Source organism: Methanococcoides sp. DA23, from assembly GCF_057593895.1.
In genome coordinates this window covers 1,528,170-1,551,590 of sequence record NZ_CM172520.1, presented here as the reverse complement: position 1 = coordinate 1,551,590, position 23,421 = coordinate 1,528,170, and the positions used below count along the sequence as shown (strand labels likewise).

The 23,421-nt window shown below is 41.4% G+C and carries 25 protein-coding genes and 1 tRNA gene; 17 read left to right on the top strand and 9 right to left on the bottom strand.

Translation table 11 applies throughout. The features are described from left to right. Positions 1-232 precede the first annotated feature (232 nt). Positions 233-1,294, top strand: a complete 1,062-nt coding sequence (corA, locus tag AC20MK_RS07450) for a magnesium/cobalt transporter CorA (protein WP_487355236.1) — start codon at positions 233-235, stop codon at positions 1,292-1,294. A gap of 78 nt (positions 1,295-1,372) precedes the next feature. Here corA and AC20MK_RS07445 read toward each other — a convergent pair whose 3' ends face one another. Continuing rightward, positions 1,373-1,957 carry a hypothetical protein gene (locus AC20MK_RS07445; RefSeq protein ID WP_487355235.1) on the bottom strand — a complete coding sequence of 195 codons (585 nt, stop codon included), beginning with the start codon at positions 1,955-1,957 and terminating at the stop codon, positions 1,373-1,375. 170 nt (positions 1,958-2,127) lie between these two features. On the opposite strand from AC20MK_RS07445, the gene AC20MK_RS07440 reads away from it, so the two are divergent. Together AC20MK_RS07440 and AC20MK_RS07435 are read left to right on the top strand one after the other, a co-directional pair. Then, complete coding sequence (locus AC20MK_RS07440; protein ID WP_487355234.1) at positions 2,128-3,531, top strand: PAS domain-containing sensor histidine kinase; 1,404 nt, start codon at positions 2,128-2,130, stop codon at positions 3,529-3,531. Positions 3,532-3,728: 197 nt separating this feature from the next. Continuing rightward, the gene (locus tag AC20MK_RS07435) at positions 3,729-4,199 is read left to right on the top strand and encodes a metal-binding protein (protein ID WP_487355233.1); all 471 of its coding nucleotides are present in this window, start codon (positions 3,729-3,731) and stop codon (positions 4,197-4,199) included. 101 nt (positions 4,200-4,300) lie between these two features. On the opposite strand, the gene AC20MK_RS07430 is transcribed toward AC20MK_RS07435, so the two are convergent. Both AC20MK_RS07430 and AC20MK_RS07425 read right to left on the bottom strand, forming a co-directional pair. Next, entirely contained in the window at positions 4,301-4,777 is a 477-nt protein-coding gene (locus tag AC20MK_RS07430; protein ID WP_487355232.1) for a hypothetical protein, read from the bottom strand. A 159-nt stretch (positions 4,778-4,936) separates the two neighbouring features. Continuing rightward, positions 4,937-5,167 carry a hypothetical protein gene (locus AC20MK_RS07425; protein ID WP_487355231.1) on the bottom strand — a complete coding sequence of 77 codons (231 nt, stop codon included), beginning with the start codon at positions 5,165-5,167 and terminating at the stop codon, positions 4,937-4,939. A 378-nt stretch (positions 5,168-5,545) separates the two neighbouring features. Between AC20MK_RS07425 and AC20MK_RS07420 the strand changes: the two genes are divergently transcribed. After that, positions 5,546-6,085: a GNAT family N-acetyltransferase gene (locus AC20MK_RS07420; protein WP_487355230.1), complete on the top strand. Its 540-nt coding sequence runs from the start codon at positions 5,546-5,548 to the stop codon at positions 6,083-6,085. A 397-nt stretch (positions 6,086-6,482) separates the two neighbouring features. Continuing rightward, positions 6,483-6,935 (top strand): hypothetical protein, encoded by a 453-nt coding sequence (locus tag AC20MK_RS07415; RefSeq protein WP_487355229.1) that lies wholly within the window; start codon positions 6,483-6,485, stop codon positions 6,933-6,935. 561 nt (positions 6,936-7,496) lie between these two features. Here the strand turns inward: AC20MK_RS07415 and AC20MK_RS07410 are convergent. Both AC20MK_RS07410 and AC20MK_RS07405 read right to left on the bottom strand, forming a co-directional pair. After that, positions 7,497-8,558, bottom strand: a complete 1,062-nt coding sequence (locus tag AC20MK_RS07410) for a DUF7544 domain-containing protein (RefSeq protein ID WP_487355228.1) — start codon at positions 8,556-8,558, stop codon at positions 7,497-7,499. Positions 8,559-8,712: 154 nt separating this feature from the next. Beyond that, complete coding sequence (locus tag AC20MK_RS07405) at positions 8,713-8,925, bottom strand: hypothetical protein (protein WP_487355227.1); 213 nt, start codon at positions 8,923-8,925, stop codon at positions 8,713-8,715. Positions 8,926-9,103: 178 nt separating this feature from the next. Here AC20MK_RS07405 and AC20MK_RS07400 point away from each other — a divergent pair, with 178 nt between their 5' ends. Then, the gene (locus tag AC20MK_RS07400) at positions 9,104-9,568 is read left to right on the top strand and encodes a DNA-deoxyinosine glycosylase (RefSeq protein WP_487355226.1); all 465 of its coding nucleotides are present in this window, start codon (positions 9,104-9,106) and stop codon (positions 9,566-9,568) included. A 64-nt stretch (positions 9,569-9,632) separates the two neighbouring features. Here the strand turns inward: AC20MK_RS07400 and AC20MK_RS07395 are convergent. Together AC20MK_RS07395 and AC20MK_RS07390 are read right to left on the bottom strand one after the other, a co-directional pair. Then, a tRNA-Ser gene (locus AC20MK_RS07395) sits at positions 9,633-9,718 on the bottom strand. Positions 9,719-9,807: 89 nt separating this feature from the next. After that, entirely contained in the window at positions 9,808-10,530 is a 723-nt protein-coding gene (locus AC20MK_RS07390) for an FKBP-type peptidyl-prolyl cis-trans isomerase (protein ID WP_487355225.1), read from the bottom strand. Between the two features lie 382 nt (positions 10,531-10,912). Here AC20MK_RS07390 and AC20MK_RS07385 point away from each other — a divergent pair, with 382 nt between their 5' ends. The 4 genes from AC20MK_RS07385 (at position 10,913) to AC20MK_RS07370 (ending at position 15,448) form a co-directional block, all read left to right on the top strand. Continuing rightward, positions 10,913-12,580, top strand: coding sequence for a sensor histidine kinase (locus tag AC20MK_RS07385; protein ID WP_487355224.1), 1,668 nt, complete (start codon positions 10,913-10,915; stop codon positions 12,578-12,580). 253 nt (positions 12,581-12,833) lie between these two features. Then, a complete protein-coding gene (locus AC20MK_RS07380; protein ID WP_487355223.1) occupies positions 12,834-14,336 on the top strand; it encodes a homocysteine biosynthesis protein in 1,503 nt (500 codons plus the stop codon). Between the two features lie 2 nt (positions 14,337-14,338). Next, a complete protein-coding gene (locus AC20MK_RS07375) occupies positions 14,339-14,725 on the top strand; it encodes a 4Fe-4S binding protein (RefSeq protein WP_487355222.1) in 387 nt (128 codons plus the stop codon). A 9-nt stretch (positions 14,726-14,734) separates the two neighbouring features. Beyond that, positions 14,735-15,448: a UPF0280 family protein gene (locus AC20MK_RS07370; protein ID WP_487355221.1), complete on the top strand. Its 714-nt coding sequence runs from the start codon at positions 14,735-14,737 to the stop codon at positions 15,446-15,448. A 67-nt stretch (positions 15,449-15,515) separates the two neighbouring features. On the opposite strand, the gene AC20MK_RS07365 is transcribed toward AC20MK_RS07370, so the two are convergent. Beyond that, on the bottom strand, positions 15,516-16,211 hold the full coding sequence (locus tag AC20MK_RS07365) for an AIM24 family protein (RefSeq protein WP_487355220.1): 696 nt from the start codon (positions 16,209-16,211) through the stop codon (positions 15,516-15,518). Positions 16,212-16,743: 532 nt separating this feature from the next. On the opposite strand from AC20MK_RS07365, the gene ftsZ reads away from it, so the two are divergent. The 7 genes from ftsZ (at position 16,744) to AC20MK_RS07330 (ending at position 22,767) form a co-directional block, all read left to right on the top strand. After that, positions 16,744-17,934: a cell division protein FtsZ gene (gene ftsZ, locus AC20MK_RS07360; protein ID WP_487355219.1), complete on the top strand. Its 1,191-nt coding sequence runs from the start codon at positions 16,744-16,746 to the stop codon at positions 17,932-17,934. Positions 17,935-18,039: 105 nt separating this feature from the next. Then, positions 18,040-19,506, top strand: a complete 1,467-nt coding sequence (locus AC20MK_RS07355; protein WP_487355218.1) for a dihydropteroate synthase-like protein — start codon at positions 18,040-18,042, stop codon at positions 19,504-19,506. Between the two features lie 15 nt (positions 19,507-19,521). Then, positions 19,522-19,980: a hypothetical protein gene (locus AC20MK_RS07350; protein WP_487355217.1), complete on the top strand. Its 459-nt coding sequence runs from the start codon at positions 19,522-19,524 to the stop codon at positions 19,978-19,980. A 211-nt stretch (positions 19,981-20,191) separates the two neighbouring features. Further along, positions 20,192-20,386: a TRAM domain-containing RNA chaperone gene (locus AC20MK_RS07345; protein ID WP_048063138.1), complete on the top strand. Its 195-nt coding sequence runs from the start codon at positions 20,192-20,194 to the stop codon at positions 20,384-20,386. Positions 20,387-20,594: 208 nt separating this feature from the next. Further along, positions 20,595-21,785: a geranylgeranyl reductase family protein gene (locus tag AC20MK_RS07340; protein WP_487355216.1), complete on the top strand. Its 1,191-nt coding sequence runs from the start codon at positions 20,595-20,597 to the stop codon at positions 21,783-21,785. Then, entirely contained in the window at positions 21,782-22,150 is a 369-nt protein-coding gene (locus AC20MK_RS07335; protein WP_487355215.1) for a gamma-glutamylcyclotransferase family protein, read from the top strand. Before AC20MK_RS07340 ends, AC20MK_RS07335 begins: the two co-directional genes overlap by 4 nt. Beyond that, positions 22,147-22,767 carry a TatD family nuclease-associated radical SAM protein gene (locus AC20MK_RS07330; protein WP_487355214.1) on the top strand — a complete coding sequence of 207 codons (621 nt, stop codon included), beginning with the start codon at positions 22,147-22,149 and terminating at the stop codon, positions 22,765-22,767. Before AC20MK_RS07335 ends, AC20MK_RS07330 begins: the two co-directional genes overlap by 4 nt. Before the next feature lie 15 nt (positions 22,768-22,782). On the opposite strand, the gene engB is transcribed toward AC20MK_RS07330, so the two are convergent. Further along, positions 22,783-23,406, bottom strand: a complete 624-nt coding sequence (gene engB / locus AC20MK_RS07325) for a GTP-binding protein EngB (RefSeq protein ID WP_487355213.1) — start codon at positions 23,404-23,406, stop codon at positions 22,783-22,785. Between the last annotated feature and the right edge of the window lie 15 nt (positions 23,407-23,421).

The following is a 23,421-nucleotide window of genomic DNA, read 5'->3' as shown; positions in this document are numbered from 1 at the left end:
GTCACTTTTTGTCAACTAATATTCATAGCCAGCAAAACATCTTAAACATTATCAGGGCAGGCAATGATCATTGCTACAGGTCCAGAACAATTATATTTAGTTTCTTCAAAGACCTGATAATCAATTTTATGAGTTGCATTTCTACTATTTTTTTTCCTAGAAATAAACTGCACACGTATTCACATAAATTGAAATAATAATACTTCTATAGTTGTAAGTGGCAGGGGTGTTTATGTCTAAAATCTTCAAAAGATCTTCTAAAGCAGGCCTACCGCCTGGGTCTCTGATCCATGTCGGAGAGATGAAGGAAGAACGGGTCAGATTTACTATTTTTGATTATGATGAAAGCTATTTTTCGGAGAAGGAAGTGGAAAACGTAGAGGAATGTCTTCGTTATGACGATCAAAAAACGGTTACATGGATCAATATAGATGGCATGCACCAAGTTGATGTCATAGAGAAGATCGGACTCCATTTTGGTTTAAATTCCCTTGTGCTGGAAGATATACTTAACACAGACCAGCGTCCGAAATTAGAGGATTTTGGAAATTACATGTATGTTGTAATGAAAATGCTTTCATTTGATGAAAAGGTAAATGAATTGACAACAGAGCAGGTCAGCTTTATTTTAGCACCGAAGTTGGTCTTATCCTTCCAGGAGAGGGTCGGGGATACTTTTGATCCGGTCAGGGGGAGATTGAGGGCATCAAAGGGTCGTATCAGGAAAATGGATGCGGATTATCTTGCTTATGCGCTAATGGATTCAATTGTCGATAACTACTTCATTATACTCGAAAAGATCGGGGATAAAATTGACTTTATAGAAGAAGAACTGGTAACCGATCCAACACCAGATACCTTGACGACGATCCATGAACTGAAAAGAGAAATGATAACCCTTAAAAGATCGGTCTGGCCACTTAGGGAGATCCTAAATAGTCTGAGAATGATAGAATCGTCACTTATAATGGATTCTACCCACGTATATCTCAAAGATGTGCATGACCACATAATTCAGATAATCGATACAATAGAGACGTATAAAGAGATGCTTTCCGGAATGCTGGACATATACCTCTCAAGTGTAAGCAATAAAATGAATGAGGTAATGAAAGTTCTTACATTGGTTGCCACGATATTCATACCTCTAACATTTATAGCCGGAGTATATGGAATGAATTTTCAGCATATGCCCGAACTTGCCTGGAAGTGGGGCTATCCAGCGGTGTGGCTCGCCATGATCTCTGTATCAATGGTTATGGTCTTTTATTTTAAAAGGACGAAATGGCTATAAGATAGGGTAGATTCTCGAATCAATGATATTTGATCCTTATGTATAGCATATCCGAGGATAACACTCAGTCCATATTTCTTATTTCCAGTACCCTTCGACATAGGATTCTGTCTGCTGTATATATGGGGTGACATACCTCAGCAGAAATGGAACTATCACGATGATGGCTACAACATTTCCCGTGAACCATTGTTCAAAGGTTAGGAATATCTCCTCATAAGGTATGACTCCATTGATGGCTAACATATAGCTTCCCCATAATGCACCTATTAGGTTGTTCAGAAATACTCCGAAAATTAGCAAATAAACAAAATCCCTTCTTGTCTTTAGACGGATGTTCACTTTAAAATAGGTGAATGCAACAAGCGGGATCATCACCTGCCATAGGTCCGCAATGGACCATATGATGTTCAGTGAGGTTGGCATATCTGCAAGGATGCCTGCTCCTACAATGCAACCAAAATAAGCTGCCAGTGCCCCCCACATCCCATACCATAGGGCAAACACTATCATAAAAGCTACTGCAAAGTACATGCTGGATACTCCTGCTGCAGGTGAAACTGGGAAATTTACAACTGCGAATCTTGAAAGGAGTGAATTTACCAATGTCACAAAGAGGAAGATGTTCAGGTACATTGAAGCAGATTCTATATCTCGTTGCATTCTGATTTTTCCTTCTGGACCGGTACTTGTTTTGTGTGTCAATAAATGTTTTACAATGCTAACAATGTACTATCTTTTTATATTATGTATTTCTTATTATTCAGTGCACATTATATAAAACCTTTGTATAATTTAATCTGTATCAGTTTTAGTGTATTGGGAGTTGTAATATGAGGGGGGAATATGAGGATGAAGATCCGCTTCGGATTAAAGAGTGGTTCAAACACTCCTATTCTGTTCCTGTCACAATTATCCTGTTTTTCTTATTGTTCCTTTATCCTGCATGGCTTTATGTCATCAATTGGTTCCAATATGTAATGGTCAATGGTCTGTCTTCAACAGATCTTTCCTTTATCAAAGCTCTTTCCTTTATATTGGTCCTTATGTCTGCCAATATCTCCTATATGGTACTGAGTAAGAATGTGAGTCTTTCAAGGACAGTTGAAAAGCAGGATATAGAGCTTCAACTCAACGATCAGAAATTCCGTAAATTCATAGACGATATTCCCAATGTCGCAATTCAGGGGTTCGATAGTCATCTCATTGTTCATTACTGGAACAGCGCCAGTGAAAAGATGTATGGATATTCCAAGGAAGAAGCGATCGGTCAAAAGATAACTGACCTTATAATTCCCATTGACAATGGTAAAGAACTGTCTGAAATGGTCAATTCAGCCATGACCGAGCCAAAATTTGAACGATTTAATGAAACTACCTTTGTTACAAAGACCAAAAGGAGTATCCCGGTACTATCCAGTTATTCAAATGTTCTGTTGCCAGGGACCCAGTTGAGCATATTTTCCATGGAGATCGATCTGACTGAAAGAAAAATAATGGAAGAAGAGCTCATAATCTCAAAGGATATGGCTGAAGCTTCAAATATCGCTAAAAGCAAATTCCTTGCAAATGTCAGTCATGAGCTCAGAACGCCACTGAACTCTATCATAGGTTTCTCCGATCTGCTTGCTAACGGATATACTGGGCATTTGGATGAAAAACAGGGGAAATATGCAGAGAATATCTCTGCAAGCGGCAAACATTTGCTTAGTCTTATCAATGACATTCTCGATCTTTCAAAAGCAGAAGCTGGTAAGATGGAACTCCATTGTGAAAAAGTAAATTTGCGACTATTGCTTTTAGAGATCACGGAGTCCATGAATATATCTGCCAGTCGCAAAGGGGTAACGATCACTACTATGATAGAACCTGATGTAGGTACCGTTGAAGTCGATACTGGTAAACTCAAGCAGATACTCTACAATCTGATAGGTAATGCCATCAAATTCTCCACCGAGGATGGGGTCATAACTATAAAGGCCTGTGTGGATCAGGGGTCTTTGGAAATTGAAGTTGAAGATAGTGGCATCGGGATAAAGGAGGAAGATATGGACAAGCTGTTCAAGCCATTTAGCCAGATCAGCTCCTTTTCCCAAAAACAGCATTCAGGGACTGGCTTAGGTCTTTCACTTGTGAAAAAGCTAGTTGAGCTCCATGGGGGGAAGACCTGGGTCAGAAGCGAATACGGAAAGTTCAGTATATTTGGTTTTTCGATTCCAATTGAAAGGATCAAATAAATACATTATTTTTTCATTTGGGCGACTGATCAATTGTTCTTTGTTTTGTTCCCTTCATTTTTTTGGTTCTGAAAAGATCCATTGATTGGCGAGGTAGAAACTTGGATTCGCATCAATTATTCCAGCATCATTATGCGAAGATATAACACCCCCTACGTCATTAAAGACCCAAAATCATATTCAGGGACGGATGAACAATGCCAGGCGGAAAAACACATGACACGATAAACATTGCAGTGCTGATAGTTGTACTGGCAGGCATTTTCTATCTTACTATGTGGAATGTAAATGAGCTGGCTGTCCGATATCTGGATATTTACACGGTAGCGGTCTTTTCTCTATCCTATCTGTTCGCAACGTTCTTCCTTAGCCCTGATCTGGATATAGAAAGCAAGCCCTACAAGCGATGGAAGATGTTCAGGATACTCTGGTGGCCTTACAAGGTTATATTCAAACACAGAGGCTTTTCTCATAATCCTATCATTGGACCCCTGTCCATAGTGATCAATCTTGCTTTGATAGTGGCCGTATTGCTGCTGCTTTTGGGCGTTGAGTTGCACCTGGGATACTTAAGGTTTATTGTAGCAGCCACGATAGGGATGGTCCTGTCAATGGAGGTCCATATAATATCGGACTTCTTGGTCTCAAAACTGAAAAGTATTTTTTGAAAATTCAGTTGTTCCCCTCATATATGGCATGTAGCTATTCGCTATCCTTCAATCCATTTTTTTAATTATTCTGTCGAATGATATGCCTTTGATCACGGTAGTTAATATTTCTCAAAGTATTCGCGATTTGCCCACAAGCCAATTATCCCTAAAAGCGAAGGTATGGTCCATAGAAAAATGGCTATGATCACTGTCTCTGGATAGGTCGTCCATCTCTGAAATGCAAAAACGATTGGAAAATAGACACCTATGGAAAGCTCCATCAATCCCGTAGCAAAACCAAAGAACCTTTTTCGTAAAAGTCCGATGAGGGCCATAATCCCTAAAGGCATTGCCCATAGCATATCAGTTACTGCTACGCCCCAGCTCTCCTGAGCCCAGGCACGCTCTGCAGCATCACCAGTGAAACGTTCGTTCTGGAATCCAAGATCTACAGCACTATCCCAATTGAGGAGTGAATAGGCTTGCATGAACCAAGCCAAGAACAGGGATATGAGGGCAATGAGGGCGATCCAGACTCCCAATGGAAATCTACCGATGCTTTTGTTCAGGATGTTCATTGTTCGTTCACCTTCCATTCTTAAACGTTTTTTAATATTTGTTTATTAGAAGTAGTGTTCCTTTTGTCAGAACGGTATGCCAGTCAGTCATAGCACAGCCATAGGCATCGCTTGAAAACACACCTGAAAATAAAAACACACTAAGGATAACTATGACCCAAATGAATGGTTTCTTATTCAACAAAGTGACCACCTTGATTTTCTCTCTTCCCTGATCTGGAACTCGGATGGAAGTGTAAAATATGCCGTATTGGCAAAGGCTACAACATCTGGTGGATTTGCAGACTCAAGAGCATTTCCATCATACATTACAGTGCTAACTTCTGCAGAAGCAGCTGTCACAGGCATAGACAAAACGACTAAAGAAATGAAAAGAACATACAATAAGCTCTTTGTGGTATTTTTCATATTTTGTCCCCCACGAACAAATAGTCTTTTACATGCAAATGTTTGTGACTACTAACTATTAAAGAGAACCGTCTCATAATTAGAAGAAAAATGATATAGACCCACGGTAATTGTCGGATTCAAATTATAACTGGTTTAACACTGTAACCAACGATTCTGCTTTATTTAGAGACGTTACTAAAGTGGAAATCTTATACTCATGCCTTTAATGCTTTTGAGAACTTCAATGGACAAGGCATGCGGGCAATTTTTACCTCTAAAAAAGTTATGAAATATCTTTGTCGCAATATTGAAATCAAATATCAACAATGAGTATTAATCCGGCATGTCATTTTCTTTGCTCATAGCATTCGGGTATATTTGATCTTAGGTGGTATTATGAACGATCAGTTTGATGTAGTACAAGCCAATTTGTTGCATGTAAACTTTCTTTCCGAATTCGGGAAAGAATCATTTATAGATGCATATAAGGTCACCCTTCCTATAGATGAACTTAGAACTTATGTGGAAGAGGCTTTCTCAGAAGAACTGATCAAGCATGAGATAGAAAGCTCTGGATGCATATATCTGCTCTGTAAAAACGCAAAGGGTGTAATATGTGGCTATGCAAAATATGTGGATTCTGAAATACCTGATCGCTTAGTTCCTGGTAGGGCAATAGAATTGCAACGTCTTTATGTTCAGGATGATTGTAGGGGGAAAGGGGTTGGACGACTTCTTTCTATCTATGGGGAATCGATATCTCAGCAAAAAGGATTCAAGGTTATATGGTTACGTGTATGGGATGGCAACACTGCTGCTCAACAGATCTATTTGAAATGGGGATTCACATTTTGCAGTGAAGAAGCATACCAGGTAGGACGAGAAAAACGAAAAGTATTGATAATGATGAGGCATATTCAACCAAGTTCCGATTGATCGAATCTATCAGTTCATCATCCTAAAGACACTTTGCATTACAGTGCTAATGTACTATGTTTACAGAAATTAGTACTTATAAGCTATTTTCCAATTTAATAGTTCTATTGATCATACTTACTTGGTTTCAAATCCCTTTAGCAGGCCAATATTGTCAGTATGCCCAACTTCTCCGCCAAAATCTTAACTAAAAGGCTTTCTACAAAAAATATAAGATATACTAATATAATCAGAAATATTGCTCCTAAAAAAACGAATCCCGAATCCATATTTACCACTCCAGTTAATTATTCACTTTCTATTGCATTTATCATTCTTGGTTTTTACTTATCGTGTAATGGGGAGGTTAGGGATGTGGGAAACAAAGCTTTTAATTTGATATAACTAACTTAATGATATGAATTACAAACACACTCAAACAGGATATTTAATAATAGTTGTCTCACTCGCACTTGTTTTACTTTTTGGAACTATTTTATCAACAACAGGTTTTGAACCAATCGTTTTTGCCATTATGTTGCTCAGTTTGCTGATCTTAATTTCTTTTACAACACTTAAAGTAATGATCGATGAAAACTACCTAAGAATAAAATTTGGTTATGGGATATTTCGTAAGAGATTTCCGCTTAATGAGATCGTTTCAGTGAGAACTGTAAGGAATCATTGGTATTATGGCTGGGGAATAAGGTTATGGCTATGGCCTAAAATGTTGATCTTCAATGTTTCTGGTCTTGATGCAGTTGAGATCAAGATGAAAGACGGTAAAATATACAGGATAGGTACAGATGAACCCGGGGAGCTGGAAAGTGCGATCTTACAAGCAATTAAATTAAAAATAGCGGAATTCTGAAGTCAAGCCAAATTGAACTCTCGCTTAACTTCTTTTTGTTCGTTGCCCATTAGAAAGTACGCACAATCATCCACTCAGCCCATATTGTGAATAGGATTATGATCAAGCCTAAAAAACCGTCCGATAAAGTTTGTCTACTTATATTTTCCAATGTCATGATATTAACCCTCCTCATTTTGTAATATCACTTGTTCACATATATCAATGTCTTGACCACAGTATGCGTGATTGTGGCCATATATATGCTGCCAAGGTAAATTTGAGTAAACACAATAATCTTTCAGCATTTGATATATATATAAAAAAGAATGATCCATCAAGCTCTTACAAAATACAAATGATGTCTATCTGGATATTAAATGTCCGATTCAATTATCGTACACTTGATGGAATCTCTGAAGCAAATAGGGATTAATCCAAAGTATTCCTCCAGCACCAGACACAGCACGTATGTCTTAATGCCGTCGTAAGCATGCCGCAGAATTCCTGCAATACAGATGATGTCATCTCTTCTTCTGATATCGTCTCATGTAGTTCGATATTCTCGATCAGATCATCAATTCAATAAAGCTCCTCATTGATCTGCTGCATGTCAAACACAGGAATTTCCACATCAGGATACCATTGCTGCAGGAATGTGAGCATGTGGTATTTCATGAAGACACTTGCAGGCAGGGCAATAAATGCAAGCAAAAGGATGAAGAAGATCAGCTCGATCAAAATTATTGGTATAAGGATCATCCAGGCAATGCTATCTGATCCTGGTAGAATTGCTGAAAGGGCAAAATAAAGAAGCATGTCTACGAACAAGATGAAAAGACCTACTGCAACCATTACTATCAATAAAATGATAGCTACTGCAATTCCAACCGCAAGACCAAGCACTATCCTGCCAATCCAATAAACAACTATTTGTTTCCAGTCTTTCCTGAACTGTCTAAATACATTGGAAAATGCGCGGAAAATGCCGGACTCTGTGTAAATGGCTAAAGGTATTGACAGATTGATAAATGAACTGATGATCCCGCCAATTATTGCTGTTACCAGAAGTATGCTAATTAACAGTAATATTAAGGAAATAGCATTACTTGCTATAGCGTCTGAAAATTTTCCACCTGAAGAATCTATCAACGGTAGCACAAAGGGAAGGGCCATAACTGCAATGATGGCAAGCAAAAGAATACCTGTCAATATCCTGAATACGAACAGTCCCAAACCTTTCCTCAGGTATCTGCGGGAGTATTCCCAGAATCTGACATCATTGCTTACGAGGGATTCAACAAATACAAATTCCATGACACTGGAAACGTAGGAGAAGAACAAGATCAGGATAAATATGAGAACTATTATCCCAATGATCAATCCCATTCCAGGATCCGTCGGGATCTGATCAACAAAACCTCTGAAAGCATCGGTGAAGCTGTCAGTTGCACCTGACTCAGGAAGGTTGTAACCATCAGATGAATAACTATTTCCACCGCCATTGAAATTGCTTCCAGCACCGCCGATAAGCATAACGATGATGGCAAGTTTCATCCACTTCCAGAAATCAAAAGGCTCAAAAAGGCATTTTTTTGTTCGTCCAAATGCCTTGTCCAGGGCGTCTACTACATACCAGGTCATAAAAATAAATAGAGACTGTTATGATAAATAATTTATGATGTATTGTTCTGCAAAATACAATTGCTGTCTGTCGGAACAATACATACCCAGTTCAATTTTCTTTTATTCGCCGTTCTTCCCTTCAAGGATATGTTTCATTCGACTATGTCACTCTTTAAAGAGTATGGTCATGAGCTACTGCAATGGGTTGATCCTGGGCCAGTTGAACTTGCATGATCTCGTCAGATAATCCAACTTCCGAAGTTGTATCCGTGTCTGCACCGGGCACTTCATTTATTTGTTCCTCGGCTGCAACGTCTGTGCATCCAATTGCAGTCATAGATGCTAATATTAGCAAAAGTGCAATTATTTTATAAATTATTTTCATGTTGTACCCCTTTTATTATAATTCGTAATTTGATATGCAGAATGATATACTGTAAAATAGAATTATAACTATATATAAAAATTATGTTTTGATTTCTATAGCATTTTGTATTACATTATACAAAATACCAAGAATCATTTACTTTGAATGTTATAAAGCAAAAAGGAGAGAATTTGCAATGGACCCTATAATTGATGAAAAAACGACATTACTAATCGTTGGAACATTTCCTTCACAAATTTCCCGAGATATAAATCAATACTATGGAAATCCCAGGAATCAGTTCTGGAAACTGATGGGTGAAATACTTGCAATCGATTTGCAAGATTTAGATTACGATGGCAGAATTCGAATTTTGCATGATCATCAAATTGGATTGTGGGATACTTTGAAAGATTGTGAGATAACTGGAAGTTCAGATAGCAGTATCCGTAATGAAGAATACAATGATTTTTCTCAACTAACATCTATCGAAAAAATAATCTGTAATGGGAAAAAAGCAGAGAAATATATTAAGCACTGTAATGTACCAACAAATGTTGATATTTTAGTTGTTCCATCTTCAAGTCCAGCAAGGGCTATGAAAATTTCGGATAAATCTGAAATGTGGAAAGAAGTAATTGGTACAGTAGAAAAACGGTGATGTTTAGGGAACATTTAAACTAAACGATCGCATGGTCAAAATGTAATTCTAAAAGAAGTGTGGACGCTGAGGAAGAGATTCGAACTCTTGCAGCGCGTTAGCACTACCGGTTTTCAAGACCGGCGCCGTAGTCCACTTGGCTACCTCAGCAAATGAATGATTCCTAAACAGCCTTTTCATGTATAAGGCTTTTGCTTTGAAATGAGTATAATTACTTTAAAGAAAGAATGTGAAGAGGATTACTCTTCACTTTCTGTAACTTCTTCTTCGGTTGCTGTCTCTACAACAGGTTCCGGCATCTGAACTGGGTATGATTCTACGTAGCTTACTCTTTCAAGACCAAGGTACTCTATGAGTTCGCTTGCTACTCTTCCCTTTGCCATTAACCAGCGCTGGTTGAATGAAAGCATTGCAGGGACCTCAATGGATACTTTGTTGTCCTCGATAGTAACTTCGAGGTCAGAAACGCCTGTATATAGTGCAAGGAGTCCTTTTGCTTTCTCGACAGGCTCTTCGATCTTCTCGTCAATGGAGTACTCGTAGTTGACATCCTTTCCTGCAAGAGGGTGGTTGAAATCGACACGTACTCTGCGGCCGATGACCTTTACAACAGTACCTCTTTTGTTGTCAAGCTCAACGTTCATGCCAGGGTATGCCTTATGGTCTTTGAACTTTGTAATGGAAATGTTCTCCACAAGTTTTGGGTCATGATCGCCAAAACCTTTCTCAGGTGTGACAATAACTGTGCCTGAATAGCCGACCTCTTTACCTGCAAAGTCTTCATCAAGACCTGCAATGGTGTGTCCTGCGCCTACGATTACAACATCTCCACCGTACATGCCACGTGGGTTGTAGATCTCGTTTGCCTTTGCAAGCTCTTCGTCGGTCGTATCAAAGATCTGGTCTTCACCGAACTTTCCGGTGTATGATACTTTAATGATATCTCCTTTTTCTATTGCCAAGATGATCAACTCGATTGGATTTTATTAATTCAATTAATATCTATAGGGAATTTCTTCTCGGTATACTCATTTGCCTTTAATAAAGTTTTGGGATAAATCGATTATTATTGGATAATCGATGTTAGGGTTCGTCAGGCCCGCGTGTTCTCATTATCGAATCTCAGTTATAAATGAGCAACCTCTATATTTTATTAAATCAAACTTTTATTACCATTCACTTTTTATAATTTATATAACATTTTAAAAAAACACAGTGTATTAAAACAATTATTATAATAAATCTTAATAAATTATTATGTATTCATAAACATATGTATATTTATATATGTGTAGCAATATTCATTATGTGCAGTCCGGTATCTAGCTAAGGGGATGAGTTCATATGAATGATGAACACGAAAAACTTAAGGGAATAAATGGTCTTGAATCTGAATTGCGGCAATCCCTTAAAGAAATAAAGCTATCTGCAGAAACGAAAATACGGTTAGAATCTGTAATTAATAAGAGCCCTGCTGTTGTGTTTTTCTGGCGTGTGGAGGTGGGACGCCCGGTCGAGTTCGTTAGCGAGAACATTGAAAGGTTCGGCTACTCAAAGGAAGACCTTGTTTCCGGTACATTACTTTACGACAGCATAATACATCCAGATGATCGTGATGGTGTAAATGGCATAATCTCTGAGGCTGTTAATGCCGGACTGGATGAGTTCAGTTGTGAATACCGTGTCGTAACAGAATCCAATGATGTAAAATGGGTATATGAGACGACAGTGATCCATCGAACAAACGATTCAACTGTCGACCATTTCTATGGGATAATTTTTGATATAACCGGTCGAAAACGTGCTGAACAATCCGTCGTGGATCATGAGCGTGACATCTCTATACTTTATTCTGCTGTAACACTTGCATCAGGGTCACTGGATATCGATGAAATGCTCTCTGAGGTATTGATGGAGCTTGGTCATCTTTTCGAGATCGAGGCCGGTGGCATTTACATAATAGATCATGACCTGCATGAAGCAAAGCTCAGGACGAACATAGGCATTGATAATGTGCTTGCATCTACGATCCACTATTCTCAGGATGAGGATATGTTCAAGAACGTGACGAATCTGCCTAAAAACACTATTGTTTCAGATGAGCTCATACGTCAGGATTCCCGCTTTATAACAAAAACAAATCTAACCTTCTATCTTTATTCGAGGGACAAGGTTGTAGGTTTTGTTATTCTGGTACTTCCATCTGGCTATCCTCTATCTGAGAAGAACCTGCAGGTCCTTGAGCATGTGGGTAAGCATATTGGTATCGCTATTGAGAATGCCCAATTGTTCGAAAAGACACAAAAAGCCTATGATGAGCTAAGGTCACTTGAAAATCTCAAGAACGAGTTCTTTGCGAACTTAAGCCATGAGCTTAAAACACCCATGATATCTATCAAAGGCTTCAGCGAGCTTCTGGGGGATGGGAAATTTGGTCATCTGAACCCTGAGCAAAGCAAAGCGAATGATGCTGTTGTGCGCAATGCGGAACGATTGAAGGACCTCATCGATTCACTACTCTATATGTGCATGGAGCGAGAAGGCAAATACAAGTATGAGTTCACAGTCCTTCCTATCAAGAGACTAATTCTCAATTCCATCGAAAAGGCACGAGCTCAGGTCGGCAGCAACAACATCCTCTTCAGGGGGGATATTCCTGAAAATGTGCCGGATATCTATGGCGATGAAGAAAGGCTGACAACTGCATTGAATAATATCATGGACAATTCTGTCAAATTCATGTCTGAAGGGGAAGTCGTTGTCTCGGTACAGGATGAGGCTGACTATATTCATATTCGGATCAAGGACAATGGTATCGGAATTCCCAGGGACAAGGTCGATAAGGTCTTTGACAGCTTCTATCAGGTGGATGGTTCCCTTACTCGAATGTATGGCGGAACGGGTATTGGGTTGAACGTCTCAAAAAGGATCATTGATGTACACAATGGTAAGATCTGGTTGAAGAGTCTGGAAGGTTTTGGTACGACGGTCCATATACTGTTGCCAAAATGATCTTCTTCTTTTTGTTACTCTTCGTTCTTTAGTTTATTATTTGAATTATTTTTTGTATGGATCTTTCTTTCTGTTTTTACTCCCCTTTATTTTTCGTGTCTCTTGTTTTTATTTTCCTGCTACATTTATCTCCTTTCATCTTTCCTTTTCTTTTTTGTAAACCATTATTTAAGCCTCTATTATATATCTGAAATAACCGGAAGTAATATATGTACAGTTGATTATTACTCGTTAGCAGGCAGAGGTAGTAGATATGGTCAAAAAAACAATACATGAGATCAATGGCAGGATTCGTGACGGTAGTGTCAATGTAGTGACTGCCGAAGAAATGGTGGATATCGTGGGCGAGCTCGGTGCAGAAGGTGCTGCAAAGGAAGTCGATGTCGTAACTACCGGTACTTTCGGAGCCATGTGTTCTTCCGGTGTATGGCTGAATTTTGGTCATTCGGAACCTCCTATCAGGATAAACAAGCTCTGGCTCAACGATGTTGAGGCTTATTCCGGTGTTGCCGCGGTAGATGCATATATAGGTGCCACTCAGGCATCCCGGTCCAAAGGACTGGAATACGGCGGTGCTCATGTCATAGAAGATCTCATTCGTGGCAGGTCCATCGATGTTCATGGAACTTCCCCTGGAACCGACTGTTATCCACGAAAGGTGATCGATACCACCATTAACATCTATGATCTGAATCAGGCCATCATGCTGAATCCTCGTAACTCATACCAGAAATACAACGCTGCTACTAACAGTACCAATCATACTCTTAACACCTATATGGGTACTCTACTACCGAATCATGGCAATGTGACCTACTCTGGTGCCGGAGTGCTCTCTCCAATGCACAATGACCCGAACTATGAGACCATAGGCACAGGCACACGTATCTTCCTTGGTGGTACTCAGGGCTACATCGTAGGCGAAGGTACACAACACTCACCTGCAGCAGGCTTTGGAACCCTCATGCTTAAAGGTGATCTGAAGGAAATGAGCTCAGAATACATCCGTGCTGCCAGTTTTGAAGGGTATGGAACTTCCCTTTATGTTGGAATGGGTATTCCAATACCTGTGCTCAATGAGGATATTGCAAAAGCCACTGCTGTAACAGATGATGATATCGTTACAAATCTTCTTGATTATGGTATTCCAAGCAGTAAACGTCCTGCTATCAGGTCTGTCACATATGGCGAATTACGTTCCGGTTCGATCGATGTCAATGGCAAGGAAGTAACGACCTCATCTCTTTCAAGTTTCAAAAAGTCCCGCCAGATCGCCAATGAACTTAAAGATTGGATAAAAGGCGGTGAGTTCTTTGTCAGCATGCCGGTGGAACGTCTTCCAAGGGACACTGCATGCAACTCGATGAAATTATCCAGTGTTAATCCTCTTGTGGGCGATATCATGACCTCGAACGTTAGTCTCATTCGGGCAGAAGCAAGCTTTAACGATGCTGCAAAAACAATAATGGATAAACAGTTCAGCCATCTTCCTGTGGTCGATAAGGATAATTCCCTTGTGGGTATCGTGACTGCGTGGGATATTTCCAAAGCTGTTGCAAAAGCGGAATATGATCTTGTCAAAGATATCATGACAAAAGATGTGGTGACCACAAGCCCTGATGAAGCAATAGACATTGCGGCTTTCAAACTTGACAGCAACAGTGTTTCTGCACTACCTGTGATCGATGCAAAGAAACAAGTGGTTGGTATAATCACAAGTGATGATATCAGCAAACTGCTCGCAAGGAGGCAATAAAGATGAAGATAAAGATAAGCATTGAATCTGCCATTGTTTCAAAACCGATATTAGCGGAGGCTATTGTCGAAACAGGTGCTCTTCTGAACATTTCGCAGGCACACTTTGACACTACTCATGGTGAGGTCGTAGCTGATATTCCTTCCGAACAGTTCGGTAGTATCCGGGATTCTCTTGTGAAGAAAGGTGCCGAGGTCGTAGTTCTTGACACTCCTATATGCAGGGATGAGGAAGAATGTGTGGAATGTGGTGCATGTGTATCTGTTTGTCCTGTGGGGGTATTTTCCCTTGCTGACGACTGGAGTCTGGAGGTCGATCATGACAAGTGCATCCAGTGTGGGACCTGCCTGACCATGTGTCCGCACAATGCTCTGGTTCTCGGCCAGTGATATTCGAACATGAAAGAACATTTCCAGTTAAAGGAAACTATCGTAACGATAGTTGCGGATGAGCAGTTCTATATCGAGGTGGCGAAGGATGCCATAGCCGTACACCGGCTGGAACTTGAGGACTACATCCGCTCTGATCCTTATTTTCAGGTAACTCTTGAACCCTACGAATGTTCAAATGATGCACCTGAGGTTGTCAAAAGGCTCGTTGCTGCCGGGAATTCCGTGGGTATCGGTCCCATGTCCGCAGTTGCGGGTACGATAGCTTCGCTTGCAGTTGGATCAATGGTCGACGCCGGTGCAACTTCTGCAATTGTCGATAATGGGGGAGATATTGCGGTTATCAATGACAGGCCAATAGTTATAGGGATATATGCCGGTCAGTCCTCTATCAGGAACATTGGATTCACACTCGAGCCTTCTGACCACATTCGTGGTATATGCACATCATCTGGTACAGTTGGTCCCTCTATCAATTTCGGGTGTGCAGATGCTGCCGTGGTCTTTTCAGATGATGTCTCCCTGGCAGATTCCGCAGCCACCGAACTGTCCAATGCAACAGGCATAGGACATGAGGGTGTGGAAAATGCCTTCGATGCTATAAGTTCTATCCCCGGTATCGATGGTGCGGTCGTTATACAGGGTGATCACATGGGTATGTGGGGCACAATTCCGCAGATAACACGCGCTGATGTGCAGTATGAGTGTATCACAAAGGGTTGAATGTAAAAAAGAGCTTAATAAAATGTTTGGCAGTACCTTTTGGTCTGCCATTTTAAAGATAATATGTTTAAGCTACCGGCTGCTGGAAAGGTATCTCTTCATAAGGCTGGATCACAACAAATCCTTCACCTTTGAAGGCCATCTGTATACTTTCACCACTTGAGCGTCCGACAAATGATTTTAGTGATATATCTGTTTTGAGGTCGGGGTTGAGGTTGCCAGACCATGCAACTGTGGCGTTGGGGTCGGTAAATACCGGTGTTTCCTTTGTGACTTTGAGTGTGACCGGGTCGTAATGTGTGGTTATGGCAACCATTCCGGTACCTTCGAGCTTTACATTAAAAAGTCCGCCTGCCATTATGCCGGTTACCTTTTTCATAAGTTTGATATCCCAGCTTATTCCTTCCTCGAATGCCAGAAGATCGTTTCCGTTAACGAATATTGCTTCATTGTCAAGGTTGATTATGGATATCTTCTTTCCGGCATCTGCAAGGTAAACTTTACCTTGACCTTCTGCCTTTGTGAGGCTGATGCCTTCTCCTGTTACAGCTTTCTTCAAAAGTTTGCCGACACCGTGTTCCAGTACACCTTCTCTTGTGAATTTCACATTACCGAGGTATGCTACCATTGAACCCCGTTTTGTCCAGACGCGGCCATTAAGGTTCAGTTCGAGCATCCTGTCGCGCTCAAGTTCGAATAAACCTTCTCCTTTGTCCTTCTGTCCGGTTTCACTTATGAATTCTTCTATTGAATATCTTGGCATTTTATCATGTCCTCTAAAATATAAAATGTAGCTAATTTCTAGTATTCTTCTCTATGTTTAATAAAGTTTCTTGGTGCGCATTTATCAATAAATATTATTATATTTCAAGGGCTTATATTTCGACAATATCAGAACTTATATACAAGCTAACTTGGAAAATCGATTGCAGTAATGTCCAAGTCCTTTCCGACAATTGTCGATAAGCTTATATAATAATATTTATGAATACTATATCTGAAGACAGTCCTATGGGGGCAGTTCAGGCGGACATATGTCTGTCAGATCTATTTCTATATTGGACGCGATCTGACAAGAAGAGATGCGATAATTGATAAGATGATATCGGTTTATCCGATAATATTTATGTTATTCTATTCAATTTATCCTGATCTATCCATCTGCTTACAACACGGATGGCGCCGGGGAAACCTGGCAAGAGAGTAGAAATTTAATTCACATTGATTGAATTCGGTAAATGCGTAGTAGAGCGCATAATTTGCACTAGAATGCAAATCCAAGAGAGGGGATGAACATGCAGTCTATAGTACAAGAAGCACTAAAACACACAGAGAAAGAGAGAGAGTACAGGCAGTCAGTTACAGAAGACGACAAATTCGAAGGCTTCGGTATGCCTAGGATCACCATCGTTGGTTGCGGTGGTGCAGGGAACAACACTATCAATCGTTTATATAATATCGGCATCGAAGGTGCAGAGACCATTGCTATCAATACTGATAAGCAACATCTGGACCACATTCGTGCTGACAAGAAGATCCTCGTCGGTAAGACTCTCACAAGGGGTCTTGGGGCAGGTGGCTATCCTGAGGTTGGTGCCAAGGCTGCAGAACTCGCACGTGGCACTCTTGAAGAGATATTCAAAGAGAGCGATCTTGTTTTCATTACCGCTGGAATGGGTGGAGGGACCGGTACTGGTGTTGCACCAGTTGTTGCAGAGATCGCAAAGGAGCAGGGAGCTATCGTTGTTGGTATGGTCTCCAGTCCTTTCATGGTCGAGCGTGCACGTACCGTCAAGGCTGAAGAAGGTCTCGATGCGTTCCGCAGTGCAGCTGACACAGTGATCGTTCTTGATAATAACAGGCTTCTGGACTATGTTCCAAACCTTCCTATCGAGCAGGCATTCTCTGTAATGGACCAGCTTATCGCTGAGACAGTTAAGGGTATTACTGAAACTATCACTCAGCCATCCCTCATCAATCTCGATTACGCTGATATCAGGGCTATCATGGGCTGTGGCGGCGTTGCGGTCATGCTCGTTGGTGACAGCAAGAACCAGGACAAGAGCACTGATGTCGTTCGCACAGCACTTAATCACCCACTTCTCGATGTTGATTACAGAGGTGCTACCGGAAGTCTTGTGCACATCACAGGTGGCCCAGACCTCAGCCTGAAGGAAGCAGAAGAGATCGCATCATCCCTGACATACGAACTTTCACCGGATGCAAACGTTATCTGGGGAGCACGTATAAGGGACGACTACGAAGGAAAGGTACGTGTAATGGCTATCATGACAGGTGTCCAGTCTTCTCAGGTGCTCGGTTCACAGTTTCAGGGCGGTATGATGGAGAACGTAGCTACGAACTCAAACACAAGCTCACACTCAAAGCCATCCTTTACTCGTGCAGAGCGAGGTCGCCGCTCAGTTGTCGAACCTATGGGTTCAAAGGCATCCTTTGGCGGTTCTATTATCGATATAATACAGTAATTTCATACGTTGGTCGGAATGGATATTTCCGATCAGCATATATTTTTTTAATTTGCATTCAATTTCTATGGATATTCTTTTTTACGATGCAGGGAATCTAAGTCCATGAAAGTTCTGATCGCTACGGGTAAGCTTGCGGAAAGGACCGTAAGGTCTTCTGTGGGTGATAATGCTGATGTTCTCGTACTCGACGTAGATGTTGCCGCATTTATAACCCCTCATAGATTGCTGTCTGCTACTAAAGAGCAAAAGGGGATGTACGATGTTATATTGGTCCCGGGGCTTGCATCCGGTGATTTTTCCATGGTGGCAAAAGAACTTGGGTGCAAGGTATTTCTTGGTCCTAAACATGCTTATGATATTGGTAGTGTCCTCAAGTTCGTTGATGGGATGGATCTCTCACTTGAGGTGCCTGCATGTGAACTTCTTTCTGATATCTGGAGAGAACTTGCCCTTGAAACGCTTGTGGAACTGGAAGAAAATGCCGATATGCTTGCAATGCTTGGTGATGTGAAGCTTGGTGGCGGCTCTCGAATGAAGGTCATGGCAGAGATAGTTGATGCAACTGGGTTCAAGGAAGATGCTTTATCGCTAAAGGTTCTTGAATTTATCAGAAAGGGTGCAGATATCATTGACCTGGGAGCTTCGCTGACGTCATCTGTCGAAGAGGTCCGGAAGGCAGTTCGTGTGGCTCGTAAGGTCTCAACGGTTCCTATTAGCATTGATACTCTGGAACCTGGTCTTTTAAAAGCTGCGATGGACGAGGGTGTCGATCTGGTGCTCAGTCTTAATTCAAGCAATATCGATATTGTGGGGAAGGATGTGGCAGAAGCAGGAGTTGCTGCGGTGGTCATTCCTGATGCCGGAAACAGTTTTGAGAGCCTTGTTCATAATATTCAGGCCGCAAGGTCTGCTGGCATTGAAAACATAATTGCCGACCCCGTGCTTGATCCCATCGGGCATGGGTTCGTTGATTCTATAGTCAGGTATGCACGTTTTCATGAGGAGTATCCGGAGGTCCCGGTATTCTTCGGTGCTGGCAATGTGACCGAACTCATAGATGCCGATTCTGTTGGTGTGAATGCTACTCTTTGTGGACTGGCCGCTGATGTTGGTTCATGCATTTTGTTCACACCGGAGTTCAGTGAAAAGACGAGAGGTTCTATTGCTGAGCTTAATACCGGTGCTAAGATGATGGCGCTTGCTTTGAACAGGGATAGTTCTCCGAAGGACCTTGGGCTTGATCTTTTGGTGCTCAAGGAGAAAAGGCGGCGACCTGATGTTGCTATTCCGGAGGGGTCTATTCCTGCAGAACGGTTTGCAGGCTGGGAACTTGATCCACTCGGGCCGTTACGTATCGGAATAGTTTCCGATGATCGCGGCGGTATGATCGTTGCACAGCATGAGAATGCGACCATCACGGGCAGGACTGCAAAGGAAGTCATCGAGACGATAATTAAAATGGGTCTTATATCAAAGCTCGACCATGCGGGTTATCTTGGATGTGAAATTCAAAAGGCTGAAATAGCCTTACGCCTTGGTAGGAGTTATTCACAGGACGATGATCTTTGATCTTTAGGTGTTAGGATGAAATTGCAAAATTATGATAAGGAACTGATCGTTGAGATTATGGCTGCAAGCTATTTTGCTCAACAGGGATGGAAATGGATCAACCTGAAACGGGATGCTGACAAGCTATACAAGATATATGATGAACTTGTTGACCAGTACAATGCATATCCCTATATGAGCAAAGACTGGTATGTGGAGAACTCAGCTTCAAAAAGCATCCACATGTGCAGCAAATGGGAGGAGCTTAAATCACTCGTGGATTTCCTCAAAGCTCATTCCGATGATCTTGATTTCCTTGTAAATAAGGATAACAAAAAGATGTTCTGCATAAAAACCACAGATGGTGATATCTCTGATTCTCAGAGACGTGCCATCGCAGAGGCAAGGAATCTGAGATGTGATGTCTTTGTCTTCAAAGCTGTGGTTCCTGATGATATGGATTTTGAAATATTGCAGGTCGGTGGGGGTTACTGATCTCACCCACTTTCCTATTTTCATGGGCTTGACCAACATGTTTATATTCGAGTTACACCTATTTAGATTTGCTTCAAAGTATAACTTTCTACTTCAAACGTAAGGCATTAAATAGTATTTACTCATGTATTTGCTGATTTTTTCCATTATGTTCCGGTTTAGTTAGTTCTTTTTAGCATAATAAAAGGACGTGAAAAGTTTGTTTAATAACATGGAATCCACTGCACCAGTAGAAGCTGGCGAGACTTACGAAGTGACAATTGAAGATATCGCAAGGGAAGGAGACGGCATCGCAAGAGTAAGCGGTTTTGTAGTCTTTGTACCTAACACCTCCGTCGGTGACGAAGTTACCATCAAGGTAACAAAAGTAATGCGCAAGTTCGCATTCGGCGAAGTCGCTGAGTAATTTCTCAGTGTTCATATCTGGTGTGAAAGAAAGAGTGATCTTTCTTCATACCATTTACTGACATTCTTTTGATTCTCTTAGTTTTGTTCTAATTATCTTCCTATATCATCTTATTTTGTTGATCTTACTCTTATCTATTCTAATTGTTCCCTTATTATTTCCTGTTGAAACACATTTATAATATATCGCTACTATAGAACACATTCTCATGATACCTGAAGAATTATATGATATTATTATTGTCGGAGCAGGACCTGCAGGTTCAACTGCTGCAGCTTATGCTGCACAGGCAGGTGCATCCGTCCTTCTCATTGAAAAGAAAAAGGACATAGGAGTACCACTTCAATGTGGGGGCTTCCTTCCTCATCTTGATACTTTACAGGAGCTTGTGCCAAATGCACAACTTCCATATATGCTTGAGGAGATCCCTGCGGAGTGCATTCACACTACAAGCAGTGTGCAGCGTTTCATCGCTCCGAACGGATATTCCAAGGAATTTGAAGTGGATGCTGATGCCATCGACAGACGCAGGTTCGACAAGTATCTTGCAAAAGAGGCAGGACGCTGCGGTGCGGATATAATGGCAGGTACCAATGTTCTTGAGGTCAATGGTACTTCCGTTAATGTGGATGGTGTTTTTGGAGCACATGCCATTGGTGCTAAAGTGCTTATTGGAGCAGACGGCCCAAATTCCATTGTAGGCAGGGCAAAGGGTCTGGTAAGGGATCCCGATCCCATGGGAACAGGCACTGCTTTCGAGTATGAGATAACTGGTGTGGATATTGACCGCGAAGCCGTTGAGATGTACTTTGGTAAGGACTACGTGCCCGGTGGTTATGCGTGGATAATCTCCCAGGGGGGGGATACCGCGAATATCGGTGTAGGTATAAGGGAAGTATTGTTCAGGAACGGGTTGTCTGCAAGGGACTATCTTGAAAGGTTCATGTATAAGCACCCCATAGCAAGTCCGAAACTTGCCGGTGCTTCCATTGTTTCAGTCGTATCCGGCCTTGTGCCGGTAGGCGGTGCACCCAAAGTAACTGCAACGAAGGATACGCTTGTGGCAGGGGATGCAGCAGGTCATATAATAGCCACCAACGGTGGCGGCATCTCCACTGCAATGGTCGGGGGTAAGATCGCAGGACAGACCGCAGCTGAATTCCTCGATGGGAAATGTGCTTTACAGGATTATGATGAGCGCTGGAGGCGGGAGATGGGACTTGAGATAAAAACGGCGGTCTATGTGCGCAAGCTTATGGATAATCTCATGCGTTCCGATTCCATGATGTCGACTGCCATCAGGATGATCGCCCCTGAGCAGATGAAGGCATTGCAGTGCGGGCAGTTGCCGGATGCTGTGCGTAAAGGCCTCATCAAGATGAACTTTGGGATAAAATGAATTCCCTTTTTGTCTATGGCACTTTGAAAAAAGGACATCAGAACCATCATCTTCTTGATGGATCATCATTTGTTTCGGAAAATTGTACCGAAGATCAATTTCAGATGCTCGATATGGGGTTTTTTCCCGCAGTCGTGAAAGGGTATCCTGTGTCTAGTATCGTTGGTGAGTTGTTCAATATCGATGATAGTACATTGTCCGCTATAGATGGATTTGAGGGGAAATGGTTTTGCAGAGAGGAAGTCATCCTAAAAGACAGTTCTGTAGCATGGATGTATTTTCTATCGGATGATGTGTCCTATGAAGGATGTTCATCTATCGTTCCGGGAATATGGGTAAAGGATAAAGGAGGCAGTTACGAATGATCGAAGAAAAAATCGATGGGAATGTTGCAGGTGTCGGAACTATCTGTTACGAAGGGCATGGCAATCTTTATCTTAACATTACTAACAGATGCAGTGCAAGCTGTATTTTTTGTATTCGTGATATTTCTGATGGGATCTATGGATATGATCTTCGCCTTAAGAAAGAACCGCCCATTGATGCTATCCTGGATAAGCTCGGTTCTCTTGATCTTAAAAAATACCACGAGGTCGTTTTCACTGGCTTTGGTGAACCTACTATAAGGTTCGATGTTGTGCTTGAGGTAACTCGTTGGTTAAAAGAGCGTGGGGTAAAGGTACGGATCGATACGAACGGACATGCTCAATTACTGCATCCTGAAAGGAATGTTATCACTGAGCTTAAAGAAGCCGGTCTTGATGAAGTTTCAGTAAGCCTTAATGCCGAATCGAAAGAAAGGTATGACGAATTGTGCCAGCCTGCTTTTGAAAATGCCTATGATGCAATGCTCGAGTTCACAAAAGAAGCAGTAAATGCCGGAATTGAGGCTCGTATGACCGTAGTGGGCTTCAATGATGTCGACATTCCTAAATGTGAAAAGATAGCACATGATATGGGTGCTGCTTTTCACGTAAGATGATATCTCAGTCCAATTTCAGATATACTTGAAAAGGTCATCTCTTTTTTCTTCGTGGAGACGTTTTCTAAGAAGGCCCTTAAGGCTTTTTATATCTCCCTTTTTAGCACTGGTGGGTGCAACGATATAGTTCCACTGTTTCCATGGTGCTGACAAACCGAACTTTTCAACTATAGCATCAAGCCTTTCATCATGCTCCACATCCTTTATGCGGTCCATCTTGTTGACGGCTATGATGGTGTCGAACCCAAGTTCATTGAAAAAGTCGAATATCTCAATGTCGATGGGTATTTCATTTCGGCTTTCCCAGCGTTCAACGACATCAACGAATGAAACAGGATCAGCAACTATCACTGCGATCTTTATCCTGTCAGCATTTTTCTCTATGTAGCGGACGATCTGGTCCTTTACAATATCCTGTTTCCTGTCCTTTACACCGCTCATGAACCCAAAACCAGGTAGGTCCGTTATGAGCATATCGGAAAGAAGGATCTGTGTTGGTTTTAATGTAACTCCCGGGCGTTTTCCAACTTTTACTTGTTTGCCGGTGAGCTCCCTTATTATGGAAGATTTACCAACGTTGGATCTGCCGGAGAGGATTATCTCAAATTTGACTTTATCTAGATTCTGATCATTTTTCATTTCATGCTCCAGCTG

Coding starts and splice junctions, on each gene's coding strand:
- corA (WP_487355236.1), top strand. CDS start 233: ATGTCTAAAATCTTCAAAAGATCTTCTAAAGCAGGCCTACCGCCTGGG.
- AC20MK_RS07445 (WP_487355235.1), bottom strand. CDS start 1,957: ATGCAACGAGATATAGAATCTGCTTCAATGTACCTGAACATCTTCCTC.
- AC20MK_RS07440 (WP_487355234.1), top strand. CDS start 2,128: ATGAGGGGGGAATATGAGGATGAAGATCCGCTTCGGATTAAAGAGTGG.
- AC20MK_RS07435 (WP_487355233.1), top strand. CDS start 3,729: ATGCCAGGCGGAAAAACACATGACACGATAAACATTGCAGTGCTGATA.
- AC20MK_RS07430 (WP_487355232.1), bottom strand. CDS start 4,777: ATGGAAGGTGAACGAACAATGAACATCCTGAACAAAAGCATCGGTAGA.
- AC20MK_RS07425 (WP_487355231.1), bottom strand. CDS start 5,167: ATGAAAAATACCACAAAGAGCTTATTGTATGTTCTTTTCATTTCTTTA.
- AC20MK_RS07420 (WP_487355230.1), top strand. CDS start 5,546: ATGAACGATCAGTTTGATGTAGTACAAGCCAATTTGTTGCATGTAAAC.
- AC20MK_RS07415 (WP_487355229.1), top strand. CDS start 6,483: ATGAATTACAAACACACTCAAACAGGATATTTAATAATAGTTGTCTCA.
- AC20MK_RS07410 (WP_487355228.1), bottom strand. CDS start 8,558: ATGACCTGGTATGTAGTAGACGCCCTGGACAAGGCATTTGGACGAACA.
- AC20MK_RS07405 (WP_487355227.1), bottom strand. CDS start 8,925: ATGAAAATAATTTATAAAATAATTGCACTTTTGCTAATATTAGCATCT.
- AC20MK_RS07400 (WP_487355226.1), top strand. CDS start 9,104: ATGGACCCTATAATTGATGAAAAAACGACATTACTAATCGTTGGAACA.
- AC20MK_RS07385 (WP_487355224.1), top strand. CDS start 10,913: ATGAATGATGAACACGAAAAACTTAAGGGAATAAATGGTCTTGAATCT.
- AC20MK_RS07380 (WP_487355223.1), top strand. CDS start 12,834: ATGGTCAAAAAAACAATACATGAGATCAATGGCAGGATTCGTGACGGT.
- AC20MK_RS07375 (WP_487355222.1), top strand. CDS start 14,339: ATGAAGATAAAGATAAGCATTGAATCTGCCATTGTTTCAAAACCGATA.
- AC20MK_RS07370 (WP_487355221.1), top strand. CDS start 14,735: ATGAAAGAACATTTCCAGTTAAAGGAAACTATCGTAACGATAGTTGCG.
- AC20MK_RS07365 (WP_487355220.1), bottom strand. CDS start 16,211: ATGCCAAGATATTCAATAGAAGAATTCATAAGTGAAACCGGACAGAAG.
- ftsZ (WP_487355219.1), top strand. CDS start 16,744: ATGCAGTCTATAGTACAAGAAGCACTAAAACACACAGAGAAAGAGAGA.
- AC20MK_RS07355 (WP_487355218.1), top strand. CDS start 18,040: ATGAAAGTTCTGATCGCTACGGGTAAGCTTGCGGAAAGGACCGTAAGG.
- AC20MK_RS07350 (WP_487355217.1), top strand. CDS start 19,522: ATGAAATTGCAAAATTATGATAAGGAACTGATCGTTGAGATTATGGCT.
- AC20MK_RS07345 (WP_048063138.1), top strand. CDS start 20,192: ATGGAATCCACTGCACCAGTAGAAGCTGGCGAGACTTACGAAGTGACA.
- AC20MK_RS07340 (WP_487355216.1), top strand. CDS start 20,595: ATGATACCTGAAGAATTATATGATATTATTATTGTCGGAGCAGGACCT.
- AC20MK_RS07335 (WP_487355215.1), top strand. CDS start 21,782: ATGAATTCCCTTTTTGTCTATGGCACTTTGAAAAAAGGACATCAGAAC.
- AC20MK_RS07330 (WP_487355214.1), top strand. CDS start 22,147: ATGATCGAAGAAAAAATCGATGGGAATGTTGCAGGTGTCGGAACTATC.
- engB (WP_487355213.1), bottom strand. CDS start 23,406: ATGAAAAATGATCAGAATCTAGATAAAGTCAAATTTGAGATAATCCTC.